Raw genomic sequence first — 18,841 nt, 5'->3', positions numbered from 1 at the left:
CCTCTCGGGAGGTGGCACGTGGCAACACTGCTCTGGATCCTGGCCGTCGTCCTCGTCATCGCCGGCGTCCTCGCGATCGTCCGCGGGCAACTGCTGTGGGGCATCGTGCTGATCGTCGTCGGCCTGCTCGTGGGCCCCGGCGGCGTCAGCGTCTTCACCTGACCGACTCCCGGCCGGGACCTCCGTGCACTTCCGCGGAAGTGCGCGGAGGTCAGCGCTCGCCGAGTTCGGGGTGCAGCTCCTGCAGCCGGGCGGTCAGGGCGGTGAGCTCCTCGCCGCCGGCCATGAGCCGGGTGAGGTCGTCGGCGTCGACGTCGGCGTGGGTGAGGTCCCCGGCCACCTGACCGCGCGCCAGCAGCAGGAACCGGTCGCCGACCAGGTGGGCGTAGCGGGGGTTGTGCGTCACCACGACGACGGCCAGGCCCCGCGCCCGCGCACCCAGCACCGCCTGCCCGATCAGCGTGTGCTGCGCGATCGTCATCGGCTCGGTGGGCTCGTCGAGCACCAGCGCCCGGGCGCCGTAGTGGACCGCGCGGGCGATCGCCAGGCTCTGCCGCGCACCGGGCTGCAGCGAGTTGACCGGCTGGTCGGGGTCGACGCCGGTGACGCCGATGCGCTCGAGCGCCCGCACGGTGGTCTCGCGGGCGGCGTCGACGTCGAGGCGGCGCAGCGGCCACCGCCCGCGGGTGGGCTCGGCGCCCAGGCACAGGTTGCGCCACACCGACAGCAGCGGCGCGACGGCGAGGTCCTGCCACACCGTGGCGATGCCGGCCCGGCGCGCGTCCCGCGGGCTGCGGAAGCGCACCGGGTCGCCGTCGAGGAGCAGGTCGCCGTCGTCGTGCCGGCGCAGCCCCGACAGCACCGCCACCAGCGTCGACTTCCCCGAGCCGTTCTCCCCGAGGACGCAGGTGATCCGGCCGCCGTGGAGCGAGACGTCGACCCGGTCGAGCGCGGGCACGCCGCCGTAGCGGACCGTCAGCCCGCGCAGCTCCAGGACCGGGGGCGTGCTCACGACCGTGCTCACGACCGTGGCGCGGCCCGCAGCCGGCCGCGCACCACCCCTCCGACCAGCAGCGCGACCAGCAGCAGCACGCCGAGCAGGACCTGCGACCAGCGTGCGTCCCAGCCCGACAGCTCCACCCCGCGGCGGGCGACGGCGAACAGCAGCGCGCCCGCCGCCGCACCGGCCATCGAGCCGTAGCCCCCGGTGAGCAGGCAGCCGCCGATCACGGCCACGACGACGAAGTCGATCGCGGTGGTCAGCGACGGCGTCCCCGCGACGCTGGCCACCGGCACCAGCGCCAGCGTGCCCACCAGCCAGCCCGCGGCGGCGGTGATCAGGTAGAGGACCAGCGTCGTGCGCCGGACCGGCACGCCGAGCTCCCGCGCCGCCCGCCGGGACCCGCCCATCGCCAGCACGTCGTTGCCGAAGCGGGTGCGCCACAGCAGCCAGCCCGCGAGCGCGGTGACGGCGAGCCACCACAGCAGCGCGACCGGGAAGACGCCCCCGCCGACCTCCACCGTCGACCCGAACAGCGCCGACGCCGACGACCACCCGGGCGCCTCGTCCAGGCCGGTGATACGCGGGGCGCCGGCCACCAGCGGCAGCGCGGACACCGTGGTGCCCTGCACCACCAGCGCCGTCGCGAGGGTGACCAGGAAGCTCGGCAGCCCCGTGCGCACGACCAGCCAGCCGTTGGCCAGCCCCACGGCCAGCGAGGCGCCCAGGGAGACGGTCAGCGCGGGCCAGATGCCCCACTCCATCGGCCCGGCGAGCACCCCGGTGAGGGCGGCGCTGCCGACCGTGACCGTGCCGATCGACACGTCGAAGTGGCCGCCCACCAGCAGCAGCCCCACCATGACCCCGCCGATGCCCAGCAGCGCCGCCGCGTCGAGGACGCCGGCGAGGCCCTCCGGGGCCAGCAGCTCGGGCACGCGCAGCCCGAAGACCACGACGACGACGGCGAGCCCGAGCACCGCGGCGGTGCTGGGCCGGGCGAGCACGCGGTCGACGACCCGCCGGCGCGGCGGTGCGACCCGTGTGAAGGGCAGCCGGTCGACGGTCACCGGGTCACCGGACAGGGGCGCAGCGGGGCCTCCTCGGGCTGGGACCCTCCCAGTGTCCACGACGGGGGCCCCGCGCGTCCTGACGAGCTCGGTGACGTGCTGGAACGGCCCTCCTGCAGGGGGCCCCGCCGCGAGCCTGCGAGTGGTGGGGGGCAGGAGGGTCCTGCTAGGGGCGCAGCCGCCAGCGGACGCGGTCGTCGGCGTACCAGGTCCACCGCGTCACCGGCCGCGGGAACACGACGCCGTCGCGGGTGGCCTGCGCGGGGTCGCTGGCCAGCTGCAGCGCCCGGCCGGTGCTGCGCCGCGGCGGGCGCATGAGCTGCGTGGAGACGACCACGCGGATCGTGTCGACCGCGCGCCAGTCGGGCCGCACGTCGATGCGGGCGACCGTCCCGTCGGCGACCCGGACGTCGTCGTGGTGGGCCTGCACGCCCAGCCGCGCGGCCAGCGGCAGGCGCCCGCGCTCGGCGGACTCGTAGCGCCCGTGCTGCAGCAGCACCCCGCCGTGGTCGTCGCGCACCAGCGACAGCTCCCGCTCGCTCCCCGTGCCGATCCCCAGGTCCCGGGCCAGCCCCCGGGAGGAGGGGTCGTCGGCCGGCTCCCAGGACACCGGCACCTCGGCGGTCCGGCCGGCCCGGTGCAGCGCGGCGAGCACCGCCGACAGCGCCGGGACCGGCCCGCGCACGAGCAGCGCGCCGGCGTCGCCCGCGCCCGAGACGGCGGCCCGCTCGGGGGCCTGCCCGGGCGCGAGACCGCGCAGGTCGAACTCGACGAGGGACATGCCGATACCCTGCCACCTGCCAGCCGGTCCACCGCCGGTGACGAGTCCTGAGGGGGACGACAGCGAGATGCCGGCAGTCGTGCTGATCGGCGCCCAGTGGGGCGACGAGGGCAAGGGCAAGGCCACCGACCTCCTCGGGGGCCGGGTGCCCTACGTGGTCCGCTACCAGGGGGGCAACAACGCCGGGCACACCGTCATCACCCCCGACGGCGAGCGCTACGCCCTGCACCTGATCCCGTCGGGCATCCTCACGCCCGGCTGCACCCCGGTGATCGGCAACGGCGTCGTCGTCGACCCGCAGGTGCTCATCGGGGAGCTCGCCGGGCTCGAGGAGCGCGGCGTGGACACGTCCCGGCTGGTGATCTCGGCCGACGCGCACCTGATCATGCCGCACCACCGGGCGCTGGACCGCGTCACCGAGCGCTTCCTCGGCAAGCGCAAGATCGGCACCACCGGCCGCGGCATTGGTCCCGCCTACGGCGACAAGGTGGCCCGCACCGGCATCCGGGTGGCCGACCTGCTCGACCTGTCGATCCTGCGGCAGAAGCTCGAGGGCACCCTGGTCGAGAAGAACCAGGTGCTGGTCAAGGTCTACAACCGCAAGGCCATCGACGTCGACGACGTGGTCGAGGAGTACGCCGGCTACGCCGAGCAGCTCCGGGAGCGCATCGCCGACACCCGCCTGCTGCTGGCGAACGCGCTCGACGCCGGCGAGTGGGTGCTGCTGGAGGGCTCGCAGGGCACGCTGCTCGACGTCGACCACGGCACCTATCCGTTCGTGACGTCGTCGAACCCGACCGCGGGCGGTGCCGCCACCGGGAGCGGGATCGGCCCCACCCGCATCTCCCGCGTGGTCGGGATCCTCAAGGCCTACACGACCCGGGTGGGCTCGGGCCCGTTCCCGACGGAGCTGTTCGACGCCAACGGCGAGCACCTGCGCAAGGTCGGCGGCGAGGTCGGCGTCACCACCGGCCGCGACCGGCGCTGCGGCTGGTTCGACGCCGTCGTCGCCCGCTACGCCAGCCGGGTCAACGGGATCACCGACTACTTCCTCACCAAGCTCGACGTGCTCTCGGGCCTGGAGACGGTGCCCATCTGCGTCGCCTACGACGTCGACGGCGTCCGGCACGAGGAGATGCCGATGACGCAGACCGGCTTCCACCACGCCACGCCGGTCTACGAGGAGATGCCGGGCTGGTTCGAGGACATCCGGCACTGCCGGTCCTTCGACGAGCTGCCGGCCAACGCGCAGGCCTACGTGCGCCGGCTCGAGGAGCTCTCGGGCGCGCGGATCAGCGTGATCGGCGTCGGTCCCGGCCGCGACGAGAACGTCGTCCTGCACGACCTGCTCGACTGACCGGAGAATCCCGACGAGATCGCCGATCTCGTCCGGCGGTTCAGGCGGCGACGCGGCGCACCGGCCGGGTGGCCTCCGGGTCCAGCTCCGCGCGGGCGGCGACGACGACGTCGGGGTTGTCGGTGATGACGCCGTCGACCCCGAGCGCGAGCAGCAGCCGCGCGGCGGACCGGACGTCGCCGCCGGCGGCGGGGTCCTCGCTGCTGCGCAGCTGGCGTGGGAGGAACGCGTTCTCCGCGGCGAGCGTCCAGGGCACGACCCGCAGGTTCGCCGCGTGCGCCCGGCCGACCAGGTCGGAGACCCCGCGCAGATCCCCCTCCGCGTCGCGCAGCAGCAGGTGGTCGACGCTGGGCGCGATGCCCTGGGCGTAGGTGGACACCGCGCGCAGGCCGGCGTTGGTCAGCAGGTGCTCGTCGGCGGCCGTGGTGTCGACCAGCTGGAACATCGTCGGGCCGTCGTCGCCGAGGTCGGCGCGCAGCCGGCGCAGCGCCGCGGTGTCGAAGGACTGCACGACCACGGTCCCGTCGGGGCAGGCGGCGTCGAGGCGGCGCAGCTCGGCGGCGACCAGCTCGGTCATCGGCTGGCCCCGCTCGGCCGACCAGGTCGGCTTCTTCAGCTCGGCCAGCACCCGCACCTGCCGCTGCGGCGTCGACCGGCGGCGGGCCAGCTCCACGACCTCCTCGAGGGTGAGCACGCCGAAGCGGCCGTCGTAGGCGGTGTTGAGCGGGCGCAGGTCGGGGTGGCGCTCGACGGCGCGCAGCGTGCGCAGCTCGGCGAGGGTGAAGTCCTCGGCGAACCAGCCGGTGCGCCGCTTGCGGCCGACCCGCCGGGTGGTGCGGCGGTCGGCGAACTCGGGCCGGGTGGCGACGTCGGTGGTGCGCGAGAGCTCGTTCTCGTGCCGGGCGACCAGCGCACCGTCCCTCGAGACGACGATGTCGGGCTCGATGAGGTCGGCACCCATGTCGATCGCGAGCTCGTAGCTCGCGGTGGTGTGCTCCGGCCGGTACGCGCAGGCGCCGCGGTGGCCGACGACCACGGGACGAGGGGTCCGGGCAGCTGCGGGAGTCGCGAGCGACTCGGTCGCGTGCATGTCATCCACAACACCCGAGCGAGGTGTCGGGATGGCGAACGCCGGCTGGCGCGTCGCCGAGAAATGGGAGGACACCGCGCTGACCTGCGCGGGATCATCCGGCGCGTGATGCATCTCTCGAGGATCGGCTGGTCGGCCGACCGAGCGGACCACCTGCCCCCCGGGACGTCACCCGGTCGGGTGACGCGCGTCGACCGCGGCCGGTTGACCGTCCTCACCGCCGACGGTGAGCGGCGGGTGCACCCCGCCCCGGCGCTGCACGACCCCGACGGCATCGACTCCCCGGCCGTGGGCGACTGGGTGGCGCTGCGCGGCGAGCTCGCGGTGGCCGTGCTGCCGCGGCGCTCGGCGTTCACCCGCACCGTCGCGGGGCGCACCTCCGCCGGGCAGGTGGTGGCCGCCAACCTCGACCTGGTGCTCGTCGTCGACGCGCTGGCCGGGCCGACGCGGGCGCGGCGGGTGGAGCGCTACCTCGCCGTCGCGTGGGCGAGCGGGGCGACGCCGGTCGTCGTGCTCACCAAGGCCGACCTGTGCGACGACGTCCCGGCCGCGGTCGCCGCGGTGGCCGAGGACGCGATCGGCGTCGACGTGCTCGCCGTCAGCGCGCACACCGGCGAGGGGCTCGACGCACTGCGGGCGCTGCTGGGCGAGGGGCGCACCGCGGCCATGGTCGGGCCGTCGGGGGTGGGGAAGTCCTCCCTGGCCAACGCGCTGGCCGGCGCCGAGGTGGCGCCGACGCGCGACGTCCGGGAGGCCGACGGCCGCGGCCGGCACACCACCACCTCCCGCGAGCTGCACCTGCTCCCCGGCGGGGCGCTGCTCGTCGACACCCCCGGCATGCGGGAGCTGGGCCTCTACGACGACGAGGGCGTCGACACCGCCTACGCCGACGTCGCCGAGCTGGCCCGGGAGTGCCGGTTCCGCGACTGCGAGCACCGCACCGAGCCCGGCTGCGCGGTCGCCGCCGCCATCGACGACGGCCGGCTCGACCCCGCCCGGCTGCTCGGCTGGCGCAAGCTGCAGGCCGAGGCCCGCCGGCAGGAGCTGCGGGCCGACGCCCGCGCCCGCGCCGCCGAGCACGCCCGGGTCAGGGCGCTGCACCGCGCCTACCGCACGCAGCCCACCAGGGTCAGGTGACCTGGGTAGGGTCGCCGTCCGTGCGAGTGCTCGTCGTCGGCTCCGGAGCCCGGGAGCACGCCCTGTGCGTCGCTCTGTCGTCCGACCCCGCGGTCACCGCGGTGGCCTGGGCGCCCGGCAACGCCGGCACCGCGCGGATCGCGGAGGCCGCGCCGCTCGACGTCGCCGACCCGGTCGCGGTGGCGGCGCTGGCCACCGGCTGGGGCGCCGACCTCGTCGTCGTCGGCCCCGAGGTGCCCCTGGTCGCCGGCGCCGCCGACGCCGTCCGCGACGCCGGGATCGCCTGCTTCGGCCCGTCGGCGCAGGCCGCGCAGATCGAGGGCAGCAAGTCCTTCGCCAAGCACGTGATGGCCGCCGCCGGCGTGCCGACCGCGCGCGCGTGGCCGGTGGGCGGGCCCGCCGAGCTGGAGACCGCGCTCGACGAGGCCGGCGCGCCGTACGTGGTCAAGGACGACGGGCTGGCGGCCGGCAAGGGCGTCGTCGTCACCGCCGACCGGGACGCCGCCGTCGCCCACGGCCGCCGGGTGCTCGACGCCGGGGGCGCGGTGCTGGTCGAGGAGTTCCTCGACGGCCCGGAGGTGTCGCTGTTCGCCGTCACCGACGGGACGACGGTGCTGCCGCTGCTGCCCGCGCAGGACGCCAAGCGCCGCGACGACGGCGACGCGGGTCCCAACACCGGCGGGATGGGCGCCTACGCGCCGCTGCCATGGGCGCCGCCGGGGCTGGTCGACGACGTGCTGGCCACGGTGCTGCAGCCGACGGTCGACGAGATGCGCCGCCGCGGCGAGCCGTTCTGCGGCCTGCTCTACGCCGGGCTGGCGCTGACCTCCCGCGGCGTGCGGGTGGTGGAGTTCAACGCCCGCTTCGGCGACCCCGAGACGCAGGTCGTGCTGCCGCTGCTGGAGACGCCGCTGGGCGGGCTGCTGCACGCGGCGGCCACCGGCGCGCTCGCCGGCCACCCGCCGCTGCGCTGGCGGTCCGGTGCCGCCGTCACCGTCGTCGTCGCCGCGCCCGGCTACCCGGAGGCCCCGCGCACCGGCGACCCGGTGACCGGCGCCGACGGCGAGGGCGTGCTGCACGCCGGCACCGCCGCGGACGCCGGGGGCACGGTCCGCTCGGCCGGTGGGCGGGTGCTCGCGGTGACCGCGACCGGGCCCGACCTCGCCGCCGCCCGGCAGACCGCCTACGAGCGGGTGGCCGCCGTCCGGCTGGCCGGCGCGCACTGGCGCACCGACATCGCGCTGGCCGCCGTCGAGGGCCGGATCAGCCTCCCGTAGCCGCCGGCCCGTCCTCCCGCACCGCCCACCGTGCGGGAGGACGCCTATCGGACGCCCACCGCCGGGCGGGCCCGCTCCGGGCGCGGCTCGGGCGGGCGCGGGCCCTCGTGCCGGCGCGACAGGTAGGTGCCGGCCACGTTGGCACAGGCCACCACCGGGACGGCGATGAGCGCACCGAAGATCCCCGCGAGGAGCAGCCCGGCCGCGATCGCCAGCACCACGGCCAGCGGGTGCACGTGGACGGCGCGGCCGAGCAGCAGCGGCTGCAGCAGGTGCGCCTCGATCTGCATGACCAGGATGACGATCGCCAGCGCGATGAGGGCCTTGACCAGACCGACGGAGACCAGCGCCACGAGCACCGCGATCGTGCCCGCCAGGAACGACCCGATGATCGGGATGAACGCGCCGAGGAAGACCAGGGCGGCCAGCGGGACCACCAGCGGGACGCCCAGGACCGCCAGGCCGATCCCGATGCCGACGGCGTCGAAGGCCGCGACGACGACGGTGGCGCGGACGTAGGAGATCAGCGTGCGCCAGGAGCGGCGGGCGGCCTCGTCGAGGTAGGCGCGCGAGTCGCGGGGGAACAGGCCCACCAGCCACAGCCAGATGGACCGGCCGTCCTTGAGGAAGAAGAACAGCGTGAACAGCGTCAGGACGATGCCGGTGAACACCTCGCCGACCGTGGCGGCCGTGGTGAGCGCGCCGCTGGCGAGCGTCTCCTGGTTGGCGGTGAAGAAGTCCTGCACCTGGGTGAGCGCCTCGTCGATCTGGCGCTGGCTGACCGGGAAGGTGTCGACGACGAAGTCGCGGATCTGGTCGAGCCCCTCGGTGACCTGGTCGGCGAGGTCGGTGAAGCCGGCGGTCACCTGCTGCACGACCATCGTGATGATCCCGGCCACCACCGACAGGCCCACGAGGAGCATCAGGGTGGCGGCGAGCGACCGCGGCCAGCCGTGCCGGATCAGCGCGGCCGCACCGGGCTGGAACAGGGCCGCCAGCAGCAGCCCCACCATCACCGGGACGAGGACGACGGCGACGTGGGAGGCGACGTACAGCAGCACGTAGAGGCCGGCCAGGACGGCGATGATCCGCCACGACCACGCGGCCGCCGTGCGCAGGCCGCTGGGCACCGTGGCGTCTCCGTGCGGCGGCTCGTACCCGGGCCCGAGCAGCCGGCGGGTGCGCTCGGCGGGCCGGTGCGGCCGGCCGCCCTCGGGCGGGCCACTCACGCCTCCGGGGGCCAGCGGGCCGTCGAGGTCGGGAGCGCCGGGCTCGGGGCTGCCCAGGGGCGGGTCGCCGTCGGGCGGGAGGTCCTCGGGGACGGCGTCGGCGCCGTCGTCGCGCACCAGGATCGCGCGGTCGTCGTCGCGCTCGGTCCACGTGTACGGGTCGCGCTCGCTAGCGGTCCGGATGCGCTCGCGCGCCCGGGCGACCAGGTGGGTGGCCCGTCGCAGCATCGCCAGGTCCTTCCGCGGGAGTGGGGGCCGTACGCGATCACGCTAGCCCTGCGGGAGGATGCCCCCGTGCTGCGACGACCTGACCGTGGACGAGCCGACCGGGTGCGGGCGGTACCCGCGTGATCGACCGCTACACGCTCCCCGAGATGGGCCGGGTCTGGAGCGACGAGCACAAGTACGAGCTCTGGTGCCGGGTGGAGACGCTGGTGCTCGAGGCGCACGCGGCCGCGGGACGGGTGCCCGCCGACGTCGTCGAGCCGGTGCGCGCCGCGCCCCCGCCGACCCCGGCCCGCGTGGCGGAGATCGAGGAGACGACGCAGCACGACGTCATCGCCTTCCTCACCGCGTGGGCCGACAACACCGAGCCCCGCTCGGCCGCGGCCTACGTGCACCACGGCATGACGTCGTCGGACCTGCTCGACACCGCCCTGGCCGTGCAGCTGACCGAGGCCACCGACGTGCTGCTGGCCAAGGCCGACCGGCTGGTGGCGGCGCTGCGCGACCACGGCCTGGCGCACCGCGCGACGCTCAGGGTCGGCCGCACCCACGGCGTGCACGCCGAGCCGGTCGTGTGGGGGCACCGGGTCGCCGACCTCGCGTTCGCGATGGCCCGCTCCCGCGACCGGCTGCGCGCCGCCCGCGCGCGCGTCGGCGTCGTCGCGATCTCCGGCGCCGTGGGCACGTACTCGCTCATCGACCCGTCGGTGGAGGTCGCCGTCGCCGAGGCACTGGACCTGCGGCCGGCCGACGCCTCCACGCAGGTGGTCATCCGCGACTCGGTCAGCGAGTGGGTCGCGGCGCTGGCGGTGATCGCCACGGTGTGCGAGGCGGTCGCCCTGGAGGTGCGGCACGGGCAGCGCACCGAGGTGCGGGAGCTGTCGGAGGCCTTCGGGTCCGGCCAGAAGGGCTCCAGCGCGATGCCGCACAAGAAGAACCCGATCCGCTCCGAGCGGATCGCCGGGCTCGCGCGGGTGGTGCGCGCCGCCGTCGTCCCGGTCATGGAGGGCATCCCGCTGTGGCACGAGCGCGACATCTCGCACTCCTCCACCGAGCGGGTGTTCCTCCCCGACGCCGCGATCACCACCGACTACCTGCTGCACCTGACCACCGGGCTGGTGGACAACCTCGTCGTCGACGCCGACCGGATGCGGGCCAACCTCGACCTCACCGGCGGGCTGATCTACACCTCCGCCGTCCTGCTGGAGCTCGTCGAGTCGGGGCTGTCGCGGGAGGACGCCTACGCGCTGGTGCAGGGCGCGGCCATGGAGACGTGGAACGGCGGCACGCCGTTCCGGGAGACGCTGCGGTCCCGCGCGGCCGCCTCCGGGGTCGCCCTCGACGAGGCGCGGCTGGACGAGATCTGCCGGCCCGAGGGCTACGTGCGCAACCTCGGTCCGCTGTTCGACCGGCTGGCCGCGCTGTCGTGACCCTCGACCTGCCCCTCGTCGCGCGCGGCAAGGTCCGCGAGGTCTACGATGCCGGGCCGGGGCGGCTGCTGCTGGTGGCCTCGGACCGGATCTCGGCCTACGACCACGTGCTGCCGACGCCCATCCCGGACAAGGGGCGGGTGCTCACCCAGCTGTCGGTGTGGTGGTTCCAGCAGCTCGCACCGGTGCTCGACGCATTCGGCGCCACGCACCACCTGCTGTCGGCCACCGACGTGCCGGCCGCCGTGGCCGGCCGGGCGGTGCTGGTGCGGCGGCTGGAGATGCTGCCGGTGGAGTGCGTGGCCCGCGGCTACCTGGCGGGCTCGGGGACGGCGGAGTACGCGCGCACCGGCTCGATCCGCGACGTGCCGCTGCCCCCCGGGCTGGTCGAGGGGTCGCGGCTGCCGGAGCCGGTGTTCACGCCGTCGACGAAGGCGGCCGCGGGCGAGCACGACGAGGCGATCGACTTCGCGCGCGTGGAGTCGCTGGTGGGCGCTGCCCGGGCCGCGGAGCTGCGCGAGCTGACGCTGGCGCTCTACCGCCGCGGCGCGGAGATCGCCGCGGGGGCGGGGATCCTGCTGGCCGACACGAAGGTCGAGTTCGGGCTGGCCGACGACGGGGGGCTGGTGCTCGGCGACGAGGTGCTCACGCCCGACTCGTCCCGGTTCTGGCCGGCGGCGTCGTGGTCGCCGGGGTCGCCGCAGCCGTCGTTCGACAAGCAGTACGTCCGCGACTGGCTGACCTCCACGGGCTGGGACCGCGTCTCGCCGCCGCCCGCACTGCCCGACGACGTCGTCGCCGCCACGCGGGACCGGTACGTCGCCGCCTACGAGCAGCTGACGGGCACTACCTTCCGCTGACGTGTCCTCCACGCGCGCCGGCATCACCTACCGCTCCGGAGGCTCGGGCGGCGACCTGTTGCTCCTGCTGCACGGGCTCGGTGCCACCGGCGCGGTGTGGGACCGGCTGCTGCCGCTGGTCGAGCGCTCCTGGGCCGGGTCCTGGGCGGTGCCGGACCTGCGCGGGCACGGCCGGTCGCTGGCCGAGCCGCCCTACGGCTACGCGGCGCACGCCGCGGACGTGGCGTCGCTCGCGGCCGAGGCCGGTGCCGCGCGGGTGACGGTGCTCGGGCACTCCTTCGGCGGCGTCGTCGGCGCGGTGCTCGCCGGTGGGTGGTACGGCGTCGAGGTGGCCCGGGTGGTCGCGGTCGGCGTCAAGATCGAGTGGACGCCCGAGGAGGAGGCCGGCGCCCGCCGCCTCGCGTCCCGTCCCCCGCAGGTGTTCGCCACGCGGGAGGAGGCCGCCGAGCGGCACCTGCGGCTGGCCGGGCTGACCGGACTCGTGGACCCCTCCTCCGGGGTGGCCGCCGCCGGTGTCCGGGAGGTCGACGGCGGGTGGACGCCGGCTCTCGACCCCCGTGCGTTCGGCGCCGTCGGCCCGCCGGTCGAGGAGGTGCTGCGACGCTCGGTCGCGCCCCTGCGGCTGGCGGCCGGCTCGGCGGACCCGATGGTGGGCCTGCCCGCGATGCGGCGGGTCGACCCCGACGCGGTGGTGATCGAGGGCGCCGGCCACAACGCGCACTGGGAGGCCCCGGACGCCGTCTGGTCGCTGCTGTCCCCGTCGGCCCCCTGACCCTGCCCGCCCTCCTCGGTCGAGATCACGTGATCTCGACGCGTCGGGGGCCCTCTCCCGTCGAGATCACGGGATCTGGACGGGGCTGTGGACAGCGACAGCAGGGCTGGCGGCTGTCACGGCAGAGTGCCGCGGTGCCCAGCCGACGCCGTCGCCGCATCTCCGGACCGACCACCCGAGCCGCCGCCCACGCCGCGGGGCTCGGCGACAGGCACCTGCGCGACCCCTTGGTCCACCGACTGTCACGTGACACCTACCTGCCGCGGGCGCTGGCGGACGACGTCGGCGCTCGGGTCGCCGCCGTGCTGCTCACCGCGCCGCCGAGTGCTGTCGTCAGCCACCGCACGGCTGCGGAGCTGTGGGGTCTGCAGCTCCCGCTGCAGGACGGCGCCGACCGGCGCGTCGACCTGACCGTCCCGGGACCCACCCGGGCGGAGAGCCGGCGCGACCGGCTCGTGCACCGTCTGCCCCTGCACGACGACGAGGTGACGCACCGGTGGGGGCAGCCGGTCACCAGCCCGTCGCGCACCTGGCGGGACCTGGCCGCCGTCCTCGAGCCCGCGGCCCTGCTGGCGGCGACCGACCAGGTCCTGGCCGGCCTGTGCACGGTCCCCGACCTCGAGCGTCAGCTGACGCGCCGGCCGACGGGTCGCGGTGCGGCCCGGGCCAGGGTGGTTCTCCCCACAGCCGACGTGCGATCCGAGTCACCCATGGAGTCCGTGCTCCGCTGGTTGTTGCACCAGGCCCGCGTACCGGCTCCCGTCGTCCAGCACGAGATCCGTGACGCGGGAGGGTTCGTGGCCCGCGTCGACCTGGCCTGGCCCGAGCACCGTCTCGTCGTGGAGTTCGACGGGGACGTCCACCGCGACCGCGACGTCTTCGTCAGCGACCTGCGCCGGCAGAACCGCCTGGTCGCCGCCGGGTGGACCGTGCTCCGCTTCACCTCGGCCGACGTCCTCGGGCGCCCGGGCGAGGTCATCGCGGCCGTGCGAGCAGCGCTCCGCTGACGAGATCACGCGATCTCGACCGCAGCGACCCTCCTCCCGCGTCGAGATCACGTGATCTCGGCGGGAGGGAGGCACCTCGGCGTCGAGATCCCGTGATCTCGACGCCGGCGTACGAGATCGCCGATCTCGGTGAGGGCGCGGGCCCCGGTACGCTCGGGAGCCGTGCCTCAGGTGGTCGTGGACGTCGTCCTCAAGCCCGAGATCTCCGACCCCCAGGGGCAGGCGGTGCTCGGCGCGCTCGGCCGCCTCGGCCACACGCAGGTCACCGGGGTCCGCCAGGGCAAGCACTTCGTCCTCGACGTCGAGGGCACGCCCGACCGGGCCGCGCTCGAGCAGATCGCCGAGACGCTGCTGGCCAACCCGGTCATCGAGGACGTCGAGCTGCACCTGCCGGGGGCCTGAACCGTGCGCATCGGGGTCATCACCTTCCCGGGCTCCCTCGACGACGTCGACGCCGCCCGCGCGGTGCGCCTGGCCGGCGCCGACCCGGTCGTCCTGTGGCACGCCGAGCACGACCTCAAGGCCGTCGACGCCGTCGTCCTGCCCGGCGGCTTCTCCTACGGCGACTACCTGCGCGCCGGCGCCATCGCCGCACGGTCGCCGCTGGTGCAGGACGTCGTGCAGGCCGCGAGGAGCGGCCTGCCGGTGCTGGGCATCTGCAACGGCTTCCAGGTGCTGTGCGAGGCGGGCCTGCTGCCCGGCGCGCTCACCCGCAACAGCCACCTGCACTTCCGCAACCGCGACCAGCGGCTGCGCATCGAGCGGGCCGACACCGCCTGGACGCACGCCTACGCGCCCGGCCAGGAGATCGTCGTCCCGGTCAAGAACGGCGAGGGCCGCTACGTCGCCGCGCCGGCCGACCTCGAGCGGCTCGAGGGCGAGGGCCGGGTCGCCGTCCGCTACGTCGGCGGCAACCCCAACGGCAGCCTCCGCGACATCGCCGGGGTCACCAGCGCCGACGGCCGGGTGGTCGGGCTGATGCCGCACCCCGAGCACGCCGTCGAGGAGCTCACCGGGCCCTCCACCGACGGACTCGGTTTCTTCACCAGCGTGCTGAAGGCGGTCGTGAGCGCATGAGCGTCGACACCGTCGAGGTCGCCGCGAAGACCCCCGACGACGAGCAGCCCTGGGCCGAGCTCGGCCTCAGGAGCGACGAGTACGCGCGCATCCGCGACATCCTCGGCCGCCGGCCCACCACCGCCGAGCTGGCCATGTACTCGGTGATGTGGAGCGAGCACTGCTCCTACAAGAGCTCGAAGGTGCACCTGCGCCGCTTCGGTGACCTGCCGCGCGGTGAGCACCTGCTGGTCGGCATCGGCGAGAACGCCGGCGTGGTCGACGTCGGGGACGGCTACGCGGTCACCTTCAAGGTCGAGTCGCACAACCACCCGAGCTACGTCGAGCCCTACCAGGGCGCGGCCACCGGCGTCGGCGGGATCGTCCGCGACATCCTCACGATGGGCGCCCGCCCGGTCGCCGTCATGGACTCGCTGCGGTTCGGCCGCGCCGAGGCCCCCGACACCGCCCGCGTGCTGCCCGGCGTCGTCGCCGGAGTCGGCGGCTACGGCAACTGCCTGGGCCTGCCCAACATCGGCGGGGAGCTGCTGTTCGACGCGTGCTACGCCGGCAACCCGCTGGTCAACGCGCTGTGCGTCGGCGTGATGCGGCACGAGGACGTGCGGCTGGCCAAGGCCGAGGGCGTGGGCAACAAGGTCGTGCTCTTCGGCGCCCGCACCGGCGGCGACGGCATCGGCGGCGTGAGCGTGCTGGCCAGCGAGACCTTCGACGAGCAGGGCCCGGCCAAGCGGCCGTCCGTGCAGGTCGGCGACCCGTTCACCGAGAAGCTGCTCATCGAGGCGTGCCTGGAGATCTTCGCCGCCGACCTCGTCACCGGCATCCAGGACCTCGGCGGCGCCGGGCTGTCCTGCGCGACGTCGGAGCTGGCCAGCGCCGGCGCCGGCGGCATGCACGTCGACCTCGACCGCGTCCCGCTGCGCGACAGCACCCTGACGCCGGCCGAGATCCTGATGAGCGAGTCGCAGGAGCGCATGTGCGCGATCGTCGAGCCGGGGAAGGTCGAGCAGTTCCTCGCCGTCTGCCGGAAGTGGGACGTGCTGGCCACCGTCATCGGTGAGGTCACCGACGGCGACCGGCTCACGGTCGACTGGCACGGCGAGCGGATCGTCGACGTCCCGCCGCGCACCGTCGCCCACGAGGGCCCGGTGTACGAGCGGCCGATGCAGCGCCCCGCCGACCTCGACGACCTGCAGGCCGACGACCCCGCCGCGCTGCCCCGCCCGCAGAGGCCCGAGGAGCTGGCCGCGCACTGGCTGGCCGTCGTCGCCAGCCCCGACGGCGCGGACAAGACCTGGGTCACCGAGCAGTACGACCGCTACGTCCGCGGCAACACGGTGCTCGCCCAGCCCGACGACGCCGGCGTGGTCCGCATCGACGAGGACACCCACCGCGGCATCGCGCTCAGCCTCGACGGCAACGCCCGCTTCGCCCGCCTGGACCCCTACGCCGGTGCGCAGCTCAACCTGGCCGAGGCCTACCGCAACGTCGCCGTCACCGGCGCCCGGCCGCTGGCGGTCACCAACTGCCTGAACTTCGGCTCCCCGGAGGAGCCCGAGGTGATGTGGCAGTTCGCCGAGGCCGTGCGCGGCCTGGCCGACGCCTGCCGCGACCTGGGTCTGCCGGTCACCGGCGGCAACGTGAGTCTCTACAACCAGACCGGCGACGTCGCGATCAACCCGACGCCGGTCATCGGCGTCCTGGGCGTGCACGACGACGTCCGCACCCGCGTGCCCGCCGGCTGGCGGGCCGGCGGCGAGACGGTGCTGCTGCTGGGCCGGACGCGGCCGGAGTTCGGTGGGTCGGCCTGGGCGTCGGTGGCGCACGGCCACCTCGGCGGTCGCCCGCCGGTGGTCGACCTGGAGGCCGAGCGCGTGCTCGGCGAGCTGCTCGGGGCGCTGGGCCGCGAGGGGCTGGTCACCTCCGCGCACGACCTCGCCGACGGCGGCCTCGCGCAGGCGCTGGCCGAGTCGGCGCTGCGGTACGGCACCGGCGCGCGGCTCGGCCTCGGCTCCGTGACCGCTGACGGTGACCCGTTCACCGCGCTGTTCAGCGAGTCCGGCGCCCGGGCCGTCGTCACCACGACCGACCCGGAGGCGGTGCGCACCACCGCCGAGTGGGCCGGGGTGACGGTGACCGAGCTCGGCACCACCGGTGGGGACGCCCTCGCCGTCGACGGCGTCGCCGAGCTCCCCCTGACCGAGCTGCGCGCCGCCTGGACGGCCACCCTGCCCGCGCTGTTCGGCACCCCCGAGGCCGGCGTGGGCACCGTGCCGGCGGGCGCCGTCCCGACCAGCTGATGCCGGCGCAGCAGCCCATCCCCGCCGAGGAGCTGCGGACCGCCGTCGACGCGGTGCGCCCGTGGCTGGCCGGCGAGGCCGAGCAGCCGCCGCGGTCGGTGCTCGGCGCGGCGGTGAAGACCAGCGCCCGGTGGCTGGCCCAGCAGGTGCCCGGCCGCTCGGTGGAGCTGCGGGTGCCGCCGCACGTCGCCGTCCAGCTGGTGCCCGGGCCGCGGCACACCCGCGGCACGCCGCCCAACGTCGTCGAGACCGACGCGGCCACCTGGCTGCGGCTGGCCACCGGCGAGCTGGGCTGGGCCGAGGCCGTCGCCGAGGGGCGGGTCAGCGCCAGCGGCAACCGCGCCGACCTGTCGGCCCACCTGCCCCTGCCGCCCCTCCGCCGGCCCTGATCCGTGCACTTCCGCGGAAGTGCACGGGAGGGGGTCAGCCGGTGAAGAGGGTCAGCGCCGTCTTCACCGTCTGGTACAGGCCGTAGGCCAGCGGGACGCCGACCAGCGTCCAGGCGAAGGCGATGAACCCGACGGGGGTGTGCACCGGCTGCCGGCCGTCGGCGGACTGCTCCTCCGAGAGGGACGTGCTCATCGCGTGGCGCTCCGTTCGCGGGTCGGGGAGGTGGCCGGGGAGGCGTCGTGGCGCGGCTCGTGCCACTTGCTGGCCACGGGGCGCACCAGCAGGTTGGCGACGAACCCGACGGCGAGCAGGCCGACCATGATGAACAGCGCCGGCCGGTAGTTGGCCGCCACCAGGCTGCCCGGCTCGCCCTGGGTGTCGAGGACGCTGTTGACGATCAGCGGCCCGGCCACACCGGCGGCCGACCACGCGGTGAGCAGCCGGCCGTGGATGGCGCCCACCTGGTAGGTGCCGAACAGGTCGCGCAGGTAGGCCGGGACGGTGGCGAACCCGCCGCCGTAGAAGGAGATGATCACCGCGGCCAGCAGCACGAACACCCAGGTGGCGCTGCTGCCGATGGTGGCCAGCGCGACGTAGAGCAGCAGGCCGACGCCGAGGTAGACCATGTAGATCGGCTTGCGGCCGATGTAGTCCGACGTCGTGGACCACACGAAGCGGCCGGCCATGTTGAACAGCGACAGGACGCCGACGAAGCCGGCCGCGGCGGTGGCGGCGACCGTCGAGGTGTCCCCCGAGCGGAAGAAGTCCTGGATCATCGGGGCGGCCTGCTCGAGGATCCCGATCCCGGCGGTCACGTTGCAGAAGAGCACCGTCCACAGCAGCCAGAACTGCGGCGTCTTGATCGCGTTGTTCGCCGAGACGCTCTCGGTGGTGACCAGCGCCTTCTGCTTGACCGTCGAGGGGTCGAAGCCGGCCGGCTTCCAGCCCTCGGCCGGCACCCGGACGATGAACGCGCCGAACATCATGAAGACCAGGTAGACGGCGGCGAAGGTGAAGAACAGCGCGGCCACCGCGGCCCCGCTGGGCACCGAGCCCTGGGTGCCGGGGTCGTAGGCCGGGTCGTACCAGCTCATCAGCTGCCGGGACAGCGGCGAGGCGACCAGCGCGCCGCCGCCGAAGCCCATGATCGCCATGCCGGTGGCCAGGCCCGGCCGGTCGGGGAACCACTTGATCAGCGTGGAGACCGGCGAGATGTAGCCGATGCCCAGGCCGATGCCGCCGATCACGCCGTAGCCGAGGTAGAGCAGCCACAGCTGGCCGGTGGAGATCCCGAGCCCGCCGACGAGGAAGCCGGTGACCCAGAAGCACGCCGCGGTGAACATCGCCGCGCGGGGCCCGTTGCGGTCCACCCACGTGCCGAACAGCGCGGCCGACAGGCCCAGCATGACGATGGCGATGGAGAAGACGATGCCGATCGCCGTCTGGGTCGTCTGGAAGTCCTCGACGAGGGCGGTCTTGTAGACGCTCGTGGCGTACGCCTGGCCGATGCACAGGTGCACCGCCAGGGCCGCCGGCGGGATCAGCCAGCGGTTGAAGCCGGGTCGGGCGACGATCCGCTCTCGCCGCAGGAAGCCGGGTAGCGCCACGGTGACCTCCGCTCGGTCGGGACGGCCGGCCCCGCCCGGGGTCCTGACCAGTGGAGAACGCTACGTCGGTGTCCCGGAACCCGCGCGTCGAGCAGGCTGCTGACCAGCGGGCGGGGGCGCCGACGGCGCCCCTAGGCTCGGTCCATGGCCTACGAGGTGAAGGGTGTCGTCGCCCGCAGCAAGGGAGCGCCGGTCGGTGTGGAGACGGTGCTGGTGCCCGATCCCGGTCCCGGTGAGG

19 protein-coding genes are annotated in these 18,841 nt (G+C 75.2%); 12 read left to right on the top strand and 7 right to left on the bottom strand.

From position 1 onward, the window contains the following. The first annotated feature begins 18 nt into the window (after positions 1 to 18). Positions 19 to 162, top strand: coding sequence for a GPGG-motif small membrane protein (locus CHC04_RS23900; protein ID WP_176449825.1), 144 nt, complete (start codon positions 19 to 21; stop codon positions 160 to 162). Between the two features lie 49 nt (positions 163 to 211). Here CHC04_RS23900 and CHC04_RS04290 read toward each other — a convergent pair whose 3' ends face one another. From CHC04_RS04290 to CHC04_RS04280, 3 genes are all read right to left on the bottom strand, one after another. Further along, on the bottom strand, positions 212 to 1,012 hold the full coding sequence (locus tag CHC04_RS04290; protein WP_245816982.1) for an ATP-binding cassette domain-containing protein: 801 nt from the start codon (positions 1,010 to 1,012) through the stop codon (positions 212 to 214). A gap of 8 nt (positions 1,013 to 1,020) precedes the next feature. Next, positions 1,021 to 2,067, bottom strand: coding sequence for an ABC transporter permease (locus CHC04_RS04285; RefSeq protein ID WP_245816981.1), 1,047 nt, complete (start codon positions 2,065 to 2,067; stop codon positions 1,021 to 1,023). A gap of 166 nt (positions 2,068 to 2,233) precedes the next feature. After that, the gene (locus CHC04_RS04280) at positions 2,234 to 2,848 is read right to left on the bottom strand and encodes a hypothetical protein (protein ID WP_089402697.1); all 615 of its coding nucleotides are present in this window, start codon (positions 2,846 to 2,848) and stop codon (positions 2,234 to 2,236) included. Positions 2,849 to 2,915: 67 nt separating this feature from the next. Between CHC04_RS04280 and CHC04_RS04275 the strand changes: the two genes are divergently transcribed. Continuing rightward, the gene (locus CHC04_RS04275) at positions 2,916 to 4,205 is read left to right on the top strand and encodes an adenylosuccinate synthase (protein WP_089402696.1); all 1,290 of its coding nucleotides are present in this window, start codon (positions 2,916 to 2,918) and stop codon (positions 4,203 to 4,205) included. Between the two features lie 40 nt (positions 4,206 to 4,245). Here the strand turns inward: CHC04_RS04275 and CHC04_RS04270 are convergent, their stop codons facing one another. Further along, positions 4,246 to 5,241, bottom strand: coding sequence for a glycerophosphodiester phosphodiesterase family protein (locus CHC04_RS04270; protein WP_245816980.1), 996 nt, complete (start codon positions 5,239 to 5,241; stop codon positions 4,246 to 4,248). A 234-nt stretch (positions 5,242 to 5,475) separates the two neighbouring features. Between CHC04_RS04270 and rsgA the strand changes: the two genes are divergently transcribed. Together rsgA and purD are read left to right on the top strand one after the other, a co-directional pair. Continuing rightward, positions 5,476 to 6,432 carry a ribosome small subunit-dependent GTPase A gene (gene rsgA, locus CHC04_RS04265; RefSeq protein ID WP_245816979.1) on the top strand — a complete coding sequence of 319 codons (957 nt, stop codon included), beginning with the start codon at positions 5,476 to 5,478 and terminating at the stop codon, positions 6,430 to 6,432. Positions 6,433 to 6,452: 20 nt separating this feature from the next. Further along, entirely contained in the window at positions 6,453 to 7,709 is a 1,257-nt protein-coding gene (gene purD, locus CHC04_RS04260) for a phosphoribosylamine--glycine ligase (RefSeq protein WP_089402693.1), read from the top strand. A 44-nt stretch (positions 7,710 to 7,753) separates the two neighbouring features. Here purD and CHC04_RS04255 read toward each other — a convergent pair whose 3' ends face one another. After that, positions 7,754 to 9,166, bottom strand: coding sequence for an AI-2E family transporter (locus tag CHC04_RS04255; protein ID WP_089402692.1), 1,413 nt, complete (start codon positions 9,164 to 9,166; stop codon positions 7,754 to 7,756). A 119-nt stretch (positions 9,167 to 9,285) separates the two neighbouring features. Here CHC04_RS04255 and purB point away from each other — a divergent pair, with 119 nt between their 5' ends. From purB to CHC04_RS04215, 8 genes are all read left to right on the top strand, one after another. After that, positions 9,286 to 10,593 carry an adenylosuccinate lyase gene (purB, locus tag CHC04_RS04250; protein WP_089402691.1) on the top strand — a complete coding sequence of 436 codons (1,308 nt, stop codon included), beginning with the start codon at positions 9,286 to 9,288 and terminating at the stop codon, positions 10,591 to 10,593. Continuing rightward, complete coding sequence (locus tag CHC04_RS04245) at positions 10,590 to 11,453, top strand: phosphoribosylaminoimidazolesuccinocarboxamide synthase (protein WP_089402690.1); 864 nt, start codon at positions 10,590 to 10,592, stop codon at positions 11,451 to 11,453. Before purB ends, CHC04_RS04245 begins: the two co-directional genes overlap by 4 nt. A gap of 1 nt (position 11,454) precedes the next feature. Next, positions 11,455 to 12,225, top strand: a complete 771-nt coding sequence (locus CHC04_RS04240; RefSeq protein WP_217897173.1) for an alpha/beta fold hydrolase — start codon at positions 11,455 to 11,457, stop codon at positions 12,223 to 12,225. A gap of 134 nt (positions 12,226 to 12,359) precedes the next feature. Beyond that, on the top strand, positions 12,360 to 13,232 hold the full coding sequence (locus CHC04_RS04235) for a DUF559 domain-containing protein (RefSeq protein ID WP_141233684.1): 873 nt from the start codon (positions 12,360 to 12,362) through the stop codon (positions 13,230 to 13,232). Between the two features lie 162 nt (positions 13,233 to 13,394). Beyond that, positions 13,395 to 13,634 (top strand): phosphoribosylformylglycinamidine synthase subunit PurS, encoded by a 240-nt coding sequence (purS, locus tag CHC04_RS04230; RefSeq protein WP_089402688.1) that lies wholly within the window; start codon positions 13,395 to 13,397, stop codon positions 13,632 to 13,634. 3 nt (positions 13,635 to 13,637) lie between these two features. Further along, positions 13,638 to 14,309 (top strand): phosphoribosylformylglycinamidine synthase subunit PurQ, encoded by a 672-nt coding sequence (gene purQ, locus CHC04_RS04225; RefSeq protein ID WP_089402687.1) that lies wholly within the window; start codon positions 13,638 to 13,640, stop codon positions 14,307 to 14,309. Further along, positions 14,306 to 16,606, top strand: coding sequence for a phosphoribosylformylglycinamidine synthase subunit PurL (purL, locus tag CHC04_RS04220; RefSeq protein WP_089402686.1), 2,301 nt, complete (start codon positions 14,306 to 14,308; stop codon positions 16,604 to 16,606). Before purQ ends, purL begins: the two co-directional genes overlap by 4 nt. Beyond that, positions 16,606 to 16,995, top strand: a complete 390-nt coding sequence (locus CHC04_RS04215; protein WP_089402685.1) for a sterol carrier family protein — start codon at positions 16,606 to 16,608, stop codon at positions 16,993 to 16,995. Before purL ends, CHC04_RS04215 begins: the two co-directional genes overlap by 1 nt. Positions 16,996 to 17,029: 34 nt before the next feature. On the opposite strand, the gene CHC04_RS23895 is transcribed toward CHC04_RS04215, so the two are convergent. Both CHC04_RS23895 and CHC04_RS04210 read right to left on the bottom strand, forming a co-directional pair. Next, the gene (locus tag CHC04_RS23895; protein ID WP_176449822.1) at positions 17,030 to 17,188 is read right to left on the bottom strand and encodes an MFS transporter small subunit; all 159 of its coding nucleotides are present in this window, start codon (positions 17,186 to 17,188) and stop codon (positions 17,030 to 17,032) included. After that, positions 17,185 to 18,603, bottom strand: a complete 1,419-nt coding sequence (locus tag CHC04_RS04210; protein ID WP_089402684.1) for an OFA family MFS transporter — start codon at positions 18,601 to 18,603, stop codon at positions 17,185 to 17,187. The genes CHC04_RS23895 and CHC04_RS04210 overlap by 4 nt, the downstream gene beginning before the upstream one ends. Positions 18,604 to 18,841 lie beyond the last annotated feature (238 nt).

The organism is Geodermatophilus saharensis (assembly GCF_900188205.1).
Classification (GTDB): Bacteria; Actinomycetota; Actinomycetes; order Mycobacteriales; family Geodermatophilaceae; genus Geodermatophilus; species Geodermatophilus saharensis.
Note: the sequence above shows the minus strand (reverse complement) of the source record. Positions and strands in the feature narration are given on the sequence as shown.

Excerpts from the sequence above, each read along its gene's own strand:
- CHC04_RS04280 (WP_089402697.1), bottom strand. The coding sequence starts at position 2,848 with ATGTCCCTCGTCGAGTTCGACCTGCGCGGTCTCGCGCCCGGGCAGGCC.
- CHC04_RS04275 (WP_089402696.1), top strand. The coding sequence starts at position 2,916 with ATGCCGGCAGTCGTGCTGATCGGCGCCCAGTGGGGCGACGAGGGCAAG.
- CHC04_RS04255 (WP_089402692.1), bottom strand. The coding sequence starts at position 9,166 with ATGCTGCGACGGGCCACCCACCTGGTCGCCCGGGCGCGCGAGCGCATC.
- purL (WP_089402686.1), top strand. The coding sequence starts at position 14,306 with ATGAGCGTCGACACCGTCGAGGTCGCCGCGAAGACCCCCGACGACGAG.
- CHC04_RS04215 (WP_089402685.1), top strand. The coding sequence starts at position 16,606 with ATGCCGGCGCAGCAGCCCATCCCCGCCGAGGAGCTGCGGACCGCCGTC.
- CHC04_RS23895 (WP_176449822.1), bottom strand. The coding sequence starts at position 17,188 with ATGAGCACGTCCCTCTCGGAGGAGCAGTCCGCCGACGGCCGGCAGCCG.